Genomic DNA, 12,147 nt, shown 5'->3' with positions numbered 1-12,147 from the left:
AGCCCGCCGCACCCCCTCACAGATTGATGAACACCGACTTGGTCTCCAGGTAGGCATCCAGCGCGGTGCGGCCCATGTCGCGGCCCATGCCGGACTGCTTGTAGCCGCCGAAGGGCATGCCCGGGTCCAGGGTGCTGTGGCAGTTGACCCAGACCGTGCCGGACTGGATCTTGGGGATCAGTCGGTGGACATTGGACAGGTTGTTGGACCAGATGCTGGCGCCCAGGCCGTAGGGCGTGTCGTTGGCCCAGGCGGCGACTTCGTCGAGGTCGTCATAGGGCATGGCCACGAGCACGGGGCCGAAGATTTCCTCGCGGGCCACGCGGTGGTCGTGCTGCACGCCGGTCATCACCGTGGGCTGCACGAAGTAGCCGCGCTGGCCGGCGCGGGCGCCGCCCGTCACCACCTCGGCGCCCTGGCTGCGGCCTATGTCGATGTAGCTGCAGACACGCTCCATCTGCTCCTGCGAGACCAGCGGGCCCATCTGCGCGCGGGGGTCCAGGCCATGGCCCAGGGTGAGCCGGGCGGCCTGGTCGGCCACGTCGGCCACCACGCGGTCGAACATGCTCTTGTGCACGTACAGGCGCGAGCCCGCGCAGCAGACCTGGCCATGGTTGAAGAAGATGGCATTGGCCGCACCCGCCGCAGCCGTGGCCGGGTCGCAGTCATCCAGCACGATGACGGGGGACTTGCCGCCCAGCTCCAGCGTGATGCGCGTCATGTTGTCCATGCAGGCATGGCCGATGAGCTTGCCCACCTCGGTCGAGCCCGTGAAGCTGACCTTGTTGACCAGCGGGTGCGAGACCAGGGGCGCGCCGGTACCGGGGCCGTCGCCCGTGACCACGTTGAACACGCCGGGCGGAAAGCCCGCTTCCTGGATCAGCTCGGCCAGCATCAGCGCGGTCAGCGGCGTCTGTTCGGCGGGCTTGAGCACCAGGGTGCAGCCTGCGGCCAGCGCGGGCGCCAGCTTCCAGCTGGCCATGAGCAGGGGGAAGTTCCAGGGCACGACGGCGGCGACCACGCCCACGGGCTCGCGCCGGGTGTAGGTGAACATCTGGGCCTCGGGCGCGAAGGGCACGGAGTGCTCGTGCGTCATGCCCTCGATCTTGGTGGCCCAGCCGGCCATGTAGCGGATGGAGTCTATGGCCATGGCGATGTCCACGGCGCGCGCAATGGCGGCGGACTTGCCGTTGTCCAGCGATTCGACCTCGGCCAGGGCCTGGGCATGGGTCTCCATGAGGTCGGCCAGGCGCAGCATCAGGCGCTCGCGCTCCACGGGGCGCATGCGGCCCCAGGGGCCCAGGTGCAGCGCGCGGTGCGCGGCGCGCACGGCCAGGTCCACGTCCGCCGGGCCGGCGCTGGCGACTTCGGCGATCACGGCTTCGGTGGCCGGGTTGACGGTGGACAGGCGCTGGCCGGTCCGGGCCGCCACCCATTGGCCGTCGATGAAGAGGTCATGCGTGCCCCGGTTGAGGAAGGCGCTGGCGCGCTCGGTGATCTGGTGCTGGATGTCGCTGAGGTTCATGGTGTGCTCCTTGGGGGTGAACGGGAGAAAGGGGGGTGTGGGATCAGAAAACCTGCAGCAGGCGCAGGTTGATGCGGGCGTTCTCCTTGAAGCCCTGGCGCACATGCAGATCGCGGCCCACGGTGGCCAGCAACTGCGTCTTCGGCGCGACAAAGACCGCGCCGCCGAAAGAGACCTTGGTGGTGGACTGGCGGTCGCCTTGCGACACGCCGTTGACCTGGGTCTCGCCGCCCGTCAGGTGCGACAGGCCCAGGCGCAGGTCCGATGTGTCCGACAGGTGGTAGCGCAGCAGGCCCTGGAACTGGAACTGCGCCTTTTGCTTGAGCGTGGCGCTTTGGGCGCCGAAGTCGTCGTTCTTGCCGAAGACGGTGACATCGGCCGCCAGGTCCATGGTCACGCGCTTGCCCAGCGGCTTGATCCAGCCGGCCTGCAGGGCCGCCTTCCAGCGGTTCTCGCCCAGGCTCAGCGGGTCGTTGCGGCTGTACTGGCCCGTGGGCAGCCAGACAAAGGGGGTGATGCCGAAGTGCTCCTTGTCGCCGGGCTTGGTCAGCCACAGGGTGGCGGCCAGCATCAGGTCGCCCACGCCGGTGTTGCTGCCCATGGCCGCGATATCGCGCGATGCCGACAGGCGCCCGAAGGGCAGCAGGAACTGCGGGTCGATCACGTAGTCGCCCAGCTTCATGAAGTGCACGCCGCGCGCTATGCCGATGTCCGAGGTCAGCCTCGGCCCCATGGGCGCCTGGTCGCCATTGGCATAGAGGCTGTCCCGCGTGGCGTGCTGGTAATAGACCATGCCCAGCGTGGTGCCGGGCGGCAGGGCGGTGTAGTCGCCCGCGTCGATATCGACGGCGTGGGCATTGAAGGTGGCGCATGCGGCCATGGCTGCAAGGGCCAGGGATGCGCGGGTGAAGGGCTTGGATGGCATGGCGAAGAGTCCGGTCCGGTGTTTTCAGGCAAAGCCCTGCCCAGGCCTGCTGCAGGACAGCAGGGCCGGGGAGGGGGATGGGAGGTTGGGGGAGGGGGAGGGGGAGGGCGGCTCGCGTTGGCTACTTGGGCCGCACCGCGTCAGCCGTGCCCTGGATGAAGGCCTTGATCTTTTCCACGTCGTCCATGCTCAGCTTGCCCGTGAAGTCGGGCATGCCGCGCGACATGGCCGGGCCCTTGAAGATGAACTTGTCCAGGTGCTCGATATAGGCCGGGTCCAGGTAGCCCAGATTGGGCAGGTTGCCCCCCCGGTCCACGCCGGGCACGCCGTGGCAGAAGGCGCAGTTGCTGACGTACAGGGCCGTGCCTTCGGCCACCAGGCTCTTGTCGTAGGGCACGCCCTGCAGCAGCTTGCCCTGCTGGTAGGCGACGAAGGCAGGCGCCTCGGCCTTGCCGTCCAGCGCGAAGGTGTAGACCGTGCCCGGGCCCTTGCGCTCGGTGTGGCGCGCGGCCAGGCCGTAGACGCCGCCCCAGCCCACGGCGATGGAGACGTACTGGCGGCCATCGACCTCATAGGTGATGGGTGCGGCCACCACGCCCGTGCCCGTGGGCTTCTCCCAGAGCTTCTTGCCGTTGCGCGCGTCATAGGCCACGAAGCGGCCGTCGGCCGTGCCCTGGAACACCAGGTTGCCCGCCGTGGCCAGCGTGCCGCCGTTCCAGGGCGAGGCATGCTCCACGCGCCAGCGCTCCTTCTGTGCCACCGGGTCCCAGGCGATCAGGCGGCCGAAGGGCGTGCTCTTGGGCGGCTCCATGTTGACCAGCGTGGCCGTATTCCAGCCGATATTGCTGTGCGGCTCGGGCAGGGAGCCGCCGTTGAACTTCCAGTTCTTGTTGTCCTGCAGGGTCAGAGGCACATGCTGGGCCGGCAGGTAGGCCAGGCCCGTGTCGGGGCTGTAGGACATGGAATGCCAGTTGTGCGCGCCGAAGGGGCTGGGGATCACGTCTCGGGCGCGGTCGCCGCTGCGCGCAATCGGTGTCTCGATGGGGCGGCCCTTGGCGTCGTAGCCGCTGGCCCAGTTCACGTCGACGAAGTTCTTGGCCGAGATGAACTGGCCGTTGGTGCGGTCGATGACGAAGAAGAAGCCGTTCTTGGGCGCATGCAGGATGACCTTGCGCGGCTTGCCGCCGATCTTGATGTCGGCCAGCACCATGGGCTGGGTGGAGGTGAAGTCCCAGCTGTCGCCCGGCGTTTCCTGGTAGTGCCAGACGTACTCGCCCGTATCGGGGTTCAGCGCCACGATGCTGGCCAGGTACAGGTTGTCGCCACCGGCCGGGCTGCGCTTGGCTTGCGCCCAGGGCGAGCCGTTGCCCGTGCCGATGTACATGAGGTTGAGCTCGGGGTCATAGGCCATGGTGTCCCAGGCCGTGCCGCCGCCACCGGCCTCCCACCACTTGCCGGCCGGGTCCCAGGTCTTGGCGGCGCGGGCCATGGCCTCGTTCTCGAACGGCTTGGACGGATCGCCGGGCACGGTGAACCAGCGCCACTGCTGGGCACCGGTCTCGGCGTCATAGGCCGTGACATAGCCGCGCACCCCGTACTCGGCGCCGCCGTTGCCGATCAGCACCTTGCCCTTGATGACGCGCGGTGCGCCCGTGATGGTGTACGAGTAGGCGCGGTCGATGATGGTGTCCTGCTCCCAGACCTTCTGGCCCGTGGCCGCGTCCAGCGCCACCAGGCGGCCATCGAAGGCGCCCACATACACCTTGCCCTTGTAGACCGCCACGCCGCGGTTGACCACGTCGCAGCAGCCCTTGAAGCCGTTGGCACGGTCCACGCCGGGGTCGTAGCTCCACAGGCGCTTGCCGGTGCGCACGTCCACCGCATGCACCACGCTCCAGCTGGCCGTGACGTACATGATTCCATCGACCACCACGGGCGTGGACTCCACGCCGCGCGTGGATTCCAGGTCATACGACCAGACCAGGCCCAGCCGCTTCACATTGGCCGTGTCCAGCTGCCTGAGTTTGGAAAAGCGCGTCTCGCTGTAGTCCATGCCGTAGCTGGGCCAGTCCTTGGAACTGCGCGCGTTGTCGCGGATGCTCTGCGAGTCGATGCGCGAGGTGACGGCGCGTATGTGCTCGGGCGAGCCTTTGCTTGGCAGGCCGGCCTGTGCCAGCGCGGCGCCCGGCAGGGCCAGCACCAGGCCGGCGGCCAGCAGCGTGGAGGAAAGCACGTGGGTCTTCATGTTGTCTCGTCTCCTGTGTGGTTTGTTTTTGCGTGCATGGCGCTGGGGGCAAGGGCACCATGGGGGAGACGATAAAAAAAGCGGCCTTCGGTCACAACATTCGGACTTTCCCGGGGGCGGATGTGTACCGCCGTGGAACAGCTCAGAACGTCCGGCTGACCGTCACCCCGGCCGATAGCCCGCGTCCGGCACCCGGCTCGAAGTACCGCTGGTTGCCCTCGTTGACGATGACCGACCCTGCAAAGCGCCGGTCGAACAGGTTGTCCAGCCGCACAAAGGTCTGGGCGCTCCACTGCTGCCATTGCCGTGACCAGCGCAGGCTGGAGCCCCAGACGGTGTAGCCGGCCGCGCGGTCGGTGTTGCGGTCGTTCACGGCCACGGGGCCGCTGTGCAGCATGTCCACGGTCCAGGTCCATTGCGGCGACAGCTGCCAGGCCAGCTCGCTCCACAGGCGGCGCGGCGCGGTGCCGGCCAGGCGTGCGCCGGCATCCACCGGGGCGGTGGGCGTGGTGCAGGGCGTGGCCTCGCAGGTCAGGAAGCTGTCGCGGTAGCGGGCTTGCAGCAGGGTCAGGGCGGTGCTGGCCGTGAGCGATCCCCATTGGGCGTTGCCCGAGAATTCCAGCCCCCGGCGCAGCGTGCGGCCTGCGTTCTGGTAGGTGGCGCGCCCGCCCGTGTTGGACAGCACGGTGAGTTCGCGCTGGGTATGGGTCTCGAACAGCGTGAGGTTCCAGCCCGCGTTGCCGTGGCGCCCGCGCAGGCCGACCTCGACGGTGTTGTGGGCGCTGGCGGCCAGGCCGGTGTTCAGGCCGCTGTTCATGCCATTTTGGCCGCCGGGCCGGTAGGCCACTTCGTTGAGCGTGGGCGTCTCCATGCCCCGGCCCACCGATGCGTGCGCCACCAGGTCCGGCAGCAGGTTCACGCGCAGGCCCAGCGAGGGCAGCCAGCCGCGCCAGGCCATGCTGCCGCTGTCGTCGCCATTGCCGGCTGTGATGTAGTGGTCCTCGGAGCGGTAGCGCACGCGCGCCTGGCGCAGGCCGGCGCTCAGGGCCAGGCTCTGCGTGCTCCACTCGGCCTGCAGATAGGGGTCGGCGGAGCGCGCCTGGTTGCGTTCGTCGCGGCGCAGCCGGCCCTGCACGCCGAGCTGGCTGCCGATGAAGTTCTCGTAGCCGCGCCGGGTCTCGCCCTGCCAGTCGTAGGCCAGGCCCGCCGACCAGTCCAGCCGGCCGCCGGCCACGTCCTCATGGGTGCTGCGCCAGCGCAGGTTCATGCCCGCGTAGTCGCGGTCCAGGTCGATCACGCCGCCTGAATGCGAGGGCGGCGCCTGCGTGGCCACGGGAATGGACTGGTACTGCAGCACGGAGCGCGTGCCCGCATAGGCCATGAGTTCCAGGCGCTGGCCCGCGCCGAACTGGTGCTGCCAGGCGGCGCCCAGCTGGCGCTGGCGCACGCTTTTGCGCGTATTGAAGCGCAGCGCGCTGGCCGTGGTCTGGCCGGGGTCGGCCTCGAACTCGGCGCGTGTCAGGCCCAGCGGGTCCTGGGCGCTGGCGCGCTGCTCCTGGTACTGCAGCAGCCACTGGTCGTCGCCCTGCTTGCGTGACAGCTTCATGTGAGCCGTGCTGCGGTCTGCGGCCGATTGGGGGCGCATGCCGTCAGTGGCGAAGCGCTCGATGTGGATGGCATAGCGCCATGGGGCGGAGCCGCCATCCGCCTGGTCCGGCTTTCCGCCCCCGATCGTTCCGCGCAGCTGGGTGGACAGGCGCCACAGCCCGTCCGGCCCCATGGCCATGCCGCTGCGCCACAGGCCCGGTTCCTCGCCGTCTTCGGTGTACAGCAGCAGTGCACCGCCTGCGCTGTTGCCGTAGAGCACGGCGGCCGGGCCGCGCACCACGTCCAGGCGCGCGGCGTTGCCCAGCGTGAAGTTGGCGGCCTGGCCCTGGCCGTCGGGCGCGCCGGCCGGGATGCCGTCCACGTACAGGCGCAGGCCGCGCACGCCAAAGGTGGAGCGCGCACCGAAGCCGCGCACCGAGATCTGCAGGTCCTGGGCGAAGTTCTGGCGGTTCAGCACCACCAGGCCCGGCACGCGCGCCAGGCTTTCGGACAGGTTGACCTGCATCTGCCCCTCGCGCAGCACCGTGCCGTCCACGCTATCGATGGCGGCGGTGGCGCGCCACAGGTCGGGGCCGGCGCCGGGCTGGCTGGCCGTGATGACCACGGGGGCGAGCAGGGCCTCGCTGGAGTCCTGCGCTGCGTTTGCCGCCTGGGCGGGCAGGGCGTGCAGCGTGCAGGCCAGTGCGGCGCCCAGGGTGGGCAGGGCGGGCCGGGGGTGTCTTGTGCTGTGTGGGGAGCGTGTCATTGCGGGCGGGCCTGTGGCGATGCCCGAGGTTACCGAGCCCGGCAAGCCGTTCCAACACGGGTGATTTCCCTAGTGCTGTCCTGTGCCGTGGCGGAACAACAATCGCGGCAGTTTTGATGTCCGTCATGCAACAGCCGCCTCCCGCCCCACTGCCCTCCAACCCCTTCTATGCCTCGCGCCAGGACCGGGTGGCCCTGGCGCGCGAGCGCTATTTCGAGCGCGGCGAGCGCCCATCGGGCCTGGTGTCCGAGCCCGTGCTGCAGTCCTGGACACGCTGCCTGGGCGCCAGCCGCAGCCCCGACGAGAAGATCAGCTTCGACCCGGTCAGCAAGATCCGCACGGCCACCTTGCTGACCCACAACCGCGCGCTGATCGAGGCGGCGCGCGACCCCATCGCCGAACTCGAAACCGTGATCGCGGGCAGCCAGGCGCGCGCCATGCTCACCTGCAGCGAGGGCGTGGTGCTGATCGCCTCGCGCCCCACGCCGGGCGACGGCCCGCTGCTGCTGACGGCCGCGCGCGTGGGCGTGAACATTGCCGAGGATGCCGTGGGCACGGGCGCACCCGGCGTGGCCGTGCGCACGGGCGAGGTCTGCCATGTGCGTGGCGGCGAGCATTTCTTTCGCTGCCTGGCCTCGCTGCACTGCGCGGCCGCGCCCGTGCGCGATGCCAGCGGGCGCACCGTGGCCATGCTGGACCTGAGCAGCGAGGCGGGCCCCTTTCGCTTCGACGCAGGCGCCATGGCCCACATGTACGCCACCTGCATCGAGAACCGGCTGCTGGTGGGTGCCGCCCGCAGGCACCTGCTGCTGCGCTTCCAGTCCAGCCGCAGCATGTTCGGCACGCCGCTGGAAGGGCTGGCCGCTGTGGATGGCGACGGCATGGTGCGCTGGTTCAACGGCGTGGGTGCCCAACTGTTCGATAGCCCGCGCCGGCCCGCCGAGGGGATGGCGGCAGAGGAAGTCTTCGGCCTGGGCCTGAACCAGTTGCTGGAGCTGGCCCACCACGGCCAGGCGCGCCCGCAGATGCTGCCCACGGGGCTGACGCTGTGGATGGAGGCGAGGCTGGATGAGGCATCTTCCCAGGTCGAGGAGGTACTACCGGCCATCGAGGCCCTGCCGCCGCCCGCCGAGGCGCCGTCCGAGGCACCGTCCTCCCTGGGCGAGGCCAGCCGCGAGCTGATCGAGCAGGCCCTGGCCCGCTGCCAGGGCAATATCTCGCAGGCCGCCCGCATGCTGGGCGTCTCCCGCGGGCTGCTGTACCGGCGCCTGCGGGAGTGGGGGCGGCTTTAGCTGGCCAGCGCGCTGCGCATCCATTCGATGAAGACCCCTGCCTGGGCGGGCAGCGCACGCCCTGCGGCGGGCACGGCGCGCAGGCCGCCCTCGAAGGGCACGAAGCCATGGGGCGCCACCAGCAGCCCCTCCTGGAGCTCGCGTGCGATCAGCCGCTGCTCCACGAGGGCAACGCCCAGGCCCGACAGTGCTGCCTCTATGCACAGGTGGGTGTGCGGGAACGCCAGCGTCTCGCCCAGGGCCACGGGCTGGCCCGTCAGGGCTTCCCACTGGTTCCAGGCGCTGGCCGTGTACTCATGTGCAATGCGCGCGCGGTTGGCGGGCCGGCGCCGGGCATAGGCCGGCGTGCAGACTGCGCCGAAGTGCACGGGCGCCAGTTCGATGGCGCGGCGGCGGTCTGCCTCGCCGTAGGTGGACAGGTCCCAGGCAATGATCAGGTCGGCGCCTTCATTGCGCATCTCGCGCGCCGAGGTCATGGACAGACGGATGCGGATATGCGGGTGGCTGCGGTAGAACACCGCCAGCTGCGGCACCAGCCAGCGCATGGCAAAGGTGGCGCTGCAGGCCACATGCAGCCCCGGCGCCTGGGCGTCGCGCGCCAGCTGGGCATAGGCGGCCTCCAGCTGGTCGAAGGCCGTGCGCACCGAGGCATGGAAGGCGGCGCCGGCCTCGGTCAGGCGCAGGCCCGTGCCTTCTTTCTCGAACAGCGCCGCGCCCGCGTGCTCCTGCAGCAGGCGCAGGTGGCGGCTGATGGCGCCGTGGCTGCGGCACAGTTCCTCGGCCGCGCGGGTCACCGAGCCGGTGCGGGCAATGGCCTCGAAGGCGCGCAGGGCGGCCAGCGGCGGCAGTTGTCTCATGGCAATCAATTCGTCAGAAAAACTGACGCATGGGCAGAAAAACTGCATTGTCCCGCATCGCCGTGATTTCTAGCATGAAGGCCTGTTCATTGGAGTTGTGCAGGCTTGCCAGCTCTTTTGCACAGTTCAATTTCTTGACGAAAAGGAGTTTCCATGCAGATCACCGATATCGCGGCCCATGAGGCGCTGGACAGCCGGGGCCATCCCACCGTGGAGGTCGAGATCGAGCTGGAGGACGGCGCACGCGGCCTGGCCCTGGTGCCCTCGGGCGCCTCCACGGGGCGGCATGAGGCGCTGGAGCGGCGCGACGGCGATGCCTCGCGCCACCTGGGCAAGGGCGTGCTGGGGGCGGTGCAGGCCGTCAACACCGAGCTGCGCGATCTGCTGCGCGGCATGCAGGCCGACGCCCAGGGCTGTATCGACACGGCCATGATGGAGCTGGACGGCACTCCCGGCAAAAGCCGGCTGGGCGCCAACGCGCTGCTGGGCGTGTCGCTGGCCGTGGCGCGCGCGGCGGCGGCCAGCCAGCGCATGCCGCTGTGGCGGCACATGGGCGGTGCCCAGGCGCGCGTGCTGCCCGTGCCCATGATCAATGTCATCAACGGTGGCGCCCATGCCGACAATCCGCTGGACTTCCAGGAGTTCATGCTGCTGCCGGTGGGGGCGGACAGCTTCGGTGAGGCGCTGCGCATGGGCGCCGAGGTCTTCCACACGCTGCGCCATGCGCTCAAGGCCGCAGGCCACAGCGTCAACGTGGGCGACGAGGGCGGCTTTGCGCCCGCCCTGCGCAGCGCGCCCGAGGCGCTGGACCACCTGATGGCCGCCATCGAGCGCGCCGGCCTGCGCCCCGGCAGGGACATCGCCCTGGCCCTGGACCCTGCGGCCAGTGAATTCCATGGCGAGGACGGCTACCGCTACGCGGGCGAGGGCTTGGTGCGCAGCCGCCAGCAGCAGGTGGACTACCTGGCGCAACTGGTGGAGCACTACCCCATCGTCTCCATCGAGGACGGCATGGCCGAGGACGATATCGAGGGCTGGCAGGCCCTGGGCCGGCGCCTGGGCGGACGCTGCCAGCTGGTGGGCGACGATGTGTTCTGCACGAACCCCGGCCTGTTCGAGAGCGGCATTGCTCGGGGCGTGGGCAACGCCATCCTGGTCAAGATCAACCAGATCGGCACGCTGACCGAAACCTGGGACGTGCTGCGCCTGGCGCATGGCGCCGGCTACGGCGTGGTGATGTCGCACCGCTCGGGCGAGACCGAGGACACCAGCATTGCCGACCTGGCCGTGGCGGCCCAGTGCGCCATGATCAAGACCGGCTCGCTGTCGCGCGCCGACCGCACGGCCAAGTACAACCGGCTGCTGCGCATCGAGCGCGAACTGGGCCCGGCTGCCGTCTATGCGGGGCGCCGTGCGCTCAAGGGCCGGGCGGGTCAGGAAGCCGTGTCGGCCGCTGCGGGTGTTGCGGGGGTTGCGGGCGCCCTGTAGACCAGCACCTTGAGGCTGCGCTCGGCGTCGATGTCGGCGAAGGTGGCCGGATTGGCCAGGCGCTCGACGAACTCCAGCTCGGGGGCCACTTCCTGCATCTGCGATGTCAGGAACTGCGTGCCCATCTCGGGCGCGTTCAGGCACAGCAGCACATGGCCGCCGGGGCGCAGCAGGTCGGGCAGGCGGCGCATCAGGCGGGCATAGTCCTTGGTGGCGACGAAGCTGCCCTTCTGGTAGCTGGGCGGGTCCACCACGATCAGGTGGTACGGCCCGCCGCGCGTGATCTTGCCCCAGCTGCTGAAGATGTCGTGGGCCAGGAAGCTGGCGCCCGACAGATCGTTGAGCCGGTGGTTCTGCTGGCCCGTGGCCAGCGCGCCCTGGGCCATGTCCATGTTCATCACATGGCGCGCCCCGGCCTGCAGGGCCACCACCGAAAAGGCGCAGGTGTAGGCGAACAGGTTGAGCACCTTGATGCCATGGCGGTGCTCGGGATGGTTGGCGACATGCGTGTGCACCCAGCGCCGGCCTTCGGCCATGTCCAGGAACAGGCCATGGTTCTGGCCGCGCAGCACCTGCACGCGGTAGCGCGTGCCGGCCTCGGTGACGATGTGCGGGTCTGGCACTTCGCCGGCCATGAGCCGGGTTTCGGCGGGCGCGGCGGGCTGGCGCAGCTGGTAGACCCAGTTCAGGGGCTGGCCCGGTGCCAGTTCGCTCCAGCGCAGTGACAGCGCCGTGCCGATGGCGGCCAGGGCGTCTTCGTCCAGCGGCTGGAAGCTGGTGAGCACCAGCACGGGCGGAAAGGCATCGAGCACCAGATGCTCGCAGCCCGGGTACAGGCCGCCACGGCCGTGGAAGATGCGTTGGGCGTCGGAGGGCAGGGCCATCCGGGCGATGGCGTCGAGCAGGGCTTGCATGGGAAAGGCTGGATCTGGCAGGGGCGCCGGGCATGCCCGGTGGAACCGCTTGGAACCAGGCAGGGGCCGACGAAAAGGTCTGCCAGTGTATGCAGTTTGGGGCCCAGCCCAGGCAAACCCGGGCTCAGGCCCCATTCAGCGGTGCCGCGGGCAGGCTCAATGCCGCCAGCCGCGGCGCACCTCGAAGAAGCTGCACTCGCCATCGCCCAGGCCCTGCATGCCGGCCTCGGTGGCGGCGCGGGCGGCTTTCATCCAGCGGGTGAAGGCGAGCTTGGCGTCTTCGCTGATTTCCTCTGGAGGCATGTCCTCCAGCCCCTGTACGAGCGACAGGGTTTCGCTGACCTGCTCGGCACTGCCGAGCTGGCGTTCCAGCACGCGGGCATAGCGTGCCTCGGCCTTGTTGCGTTCCTGCTCGGGCAGGTTGGGGTAGTCACACAAGGTGACGGTGAAGGCGGCTTCTTGCATGTCCATGGTTCATGAGATGAGGATGATGACTGGCGAAATATACAGTAATAACTGGCTGCACATCCAGTATTTTTCCAGTGTTT

General features: G+C 69.5%; 9 protein-coding genes. 2 read left to right on the top strand and 7 right to left on the bottom strand.

What is annotated here, in order from left to right; all coding sequences use genetic code 11:
- Positions 1 to 16: 16 nt before the first annotated feature.
- The 4 genes from U6958_RS19675 to U6958_RS19660 all read right to left on the bottom strand — a co-directional run bounded on the left by U6958_RS19675 (position 17) and on the right by U6958_RS19660 (position 7,048).
- The gene (locus U6958_RS19675) at positions 17 to 1,525 is read right to left on the bottom strand and encodes an aldehyde dehydrogenase family protein (RefSeq protein ID WP_074922831.1); all 1,509 of its coding nucleotides are present in this window, start codon (positions 1,523 to 1,525) and stop codon (positions 17 to 19) included.
- A 43-nt stretch (positions 1,526 to 1,568) separates the two neighbouring features.
- The gene (locus tag U6958_RS19670) at positions 1,569 to 2,450 is read right to left on the bottom strand and encodes a transporter (protein WP_074922832.1); all 882 of its coding nucleotides are present in this window, start codon (positions 2,448 to 2,450) and stop codon (positions 1,569 to 1,571) included.
- 121 nt (positions 2,451 to 2,571) lie between these two features.
- Entirely contained in the window at positions 2,572 to 4,695 is a 2,124-nt protein-coding gene (locus U6958_RS19665) for a PQQ-dependent dehydrogenase, methanol/ethanol family (RefSeq protein ID WP_074922833.1), read from the bottom strand.
- Positions 4,696 to 4,837: 142 nt separating this feature from the next.
- A complete protein-coding gene (locus tag U6958_RS19660) occupies positions 4,838 to 7,048 on the bottom strand; it encodes a TonB-dependent receptor domain-containing protein (protein ID WP_074922834.1) in 2,211 nt (736 codons plus the stop codon).
- Positions 7,049 to 7,173: 125 nt separating this feature from the next.
- Here U6958_RS19660 and U6958_RS19655 point away from each other — a divergent pair, with 125 nt between their 5' ends.
- Complete coding sequence (locus U6958_RS19655; RefSeq protein WP_244160501.1) at positions 7,174 to 8,340, top strand: helix-turn-helix domain-containing protein; 1,167 nt, start codon at positions 7,174 to 7,176, stop codon at positions 8,338 to 8,340.
- Here U6958_RS19655 and U6958_RS19650 read toward each other — a convergent pair.
- On the bottom strand, positions 8,337 to 9,245 hold the full coding sequence (locus tag U6958_RS19650; RefSeq protein ID WP_016446789.1) for a LysR substrate-binding domain-containing protein: 909 nt from the start codon (positions 9,243 to 9,245) through the stop codon (positions 8,337 to 8,339). The genes U6958_RS19655 and U6958_RS19650 overlap by 4 nt on opposite strands.
- Before the next feature lie 105 nt (positions 9,246 to 9,350).
- Here U6958_RS19650 and eno point away from each other — a divergent pair, with 105 nt between their 5' ends.
- Entirely contained in the window at positions 9,351 to 10,685 is a 1,335-nt protein-coding gene (gene eno, locus U6958_RS19645; RefSeq protein WP_074922836.1) for a phosphopyruvate hydratase, read from the top strand.
- On the opposite strand, the gene U6958_RS19640 is transcribed toward eno, so the two are convergent.
- Both U6958_RS19640 and U6958_RS19635 read right to left on the bottom strand, forming a co-directional pair.
- Positions 10,631 to 11,599 carry a class I SAM-dependent methyltransferase gene (locus U6958_RS19640; protein ID WP_074922837.1) on the bottom strand — a complete coding sequence of 323 codons (969 nt, stop codon included), beginning with the start codon at positions 11,597 to 11,599 and terminating at the stop codon, positions 10,631 to 10,633. The genes eno and U6958_RS19640 overlap by 55 nt on opposite strands.
- 156 nt (positions 11,600 to 11,755) lie before the next feature.
- Positions 11,756 to 12,070, bottom strand: a complete 315-nt coding sequence (locus tag U6958_RS19635; RefSeq protein ID WP_016446792.1) for a hypothetical protein — start codon at positions 12,068 to 12,070, stop codon at positions 11,756 to 11,758.
- Positions 12,071 to 12,147 lie beyond the last annotated feature (77 nt).

Origin of the sequence: Delftia lacustris (assembly GCF_040267515.1) — a bacterium.
Classification (GTDB): Bacteria; Pseudomonadota; Gammaproteobacteria; order Burkholderiales; family Burkholderiaceae_C; genus Comamonas; species Comamonas tsuruhatensis.
This window is presented reverse-complemented; position numbering and strand designations above follow the sequence as displayed.

What these genes read in the sequence shown, in the direction of transcription:
- U6958_RS19675 (WP_074922831.1), bottom strand. Translation starts at nt 1,525, where the DNA reads ATGAACCTCAGCGACATCCAGCACCAGATCACCGAGCGCGCCAGCGCC.
- U6958_RS19670 (WP_074922832.1), bottom strand. Translation starts at nt 2,450, where the DNA reads ATGCCATCCAAGCCCTTCACCCGCGCATCCCTGGCCCTTGCAGCCATG.
- U6958_RS19665 (WP_074922833.1), bottom strand. Translation starts at nt 4,695, where the DNA reads ATGAAGACCCACGTGCTTTCCTCCACGCTGCTGGCCGCCGGCCTGGTG.
- U6958_RS19660 (WP_074922834.1), bottom strand. Translation starts at nt 7,048, where the DNA reads ATGACACGCTCCCCACACAGCACAAGACACCCCCGGCCCGCCCTGCCC.
- U6958_RS19655 (WP_244160501.1), top strand. Translation starts at nt 7,174, where the DNA reads ATGCAACAGCCGCCTCCCGCCCCACTGCCCTCCAACCCCTTCTATGCC.
- U6958_RS19650 (WP_016446789.1), bottom strand. Translation starts at nt 9,245, where the DNA reads ATGCAGTTTTTCTGCCCATGCGTCAGTTTTTCTGACGAATTGATTGCC.
- eno (WP_074922836.1), top strand. Translation starts at nt 9,351, where the DNA reads ATGCAGATCACCGATATCGCGGCCCATGAGGCGCTGGACAGCCGGGGC.
- U6958_RS19640 (WP_074922837.1), bottom strand. Translation starts at nt 11,599, where the DNA reads ATGCAAGCCCTGCTCGACGCCATCGCCCGGATGGCCCTGCCCTCCGAC.
- U6958_RS19635 (WP_016446792.1), bottom strand. Translation starts at nt 12,070, where the DNA reads ATGGACATGCAAGAAGCCGCCTTCACCGTCACCTTGTGTGACTACCCC.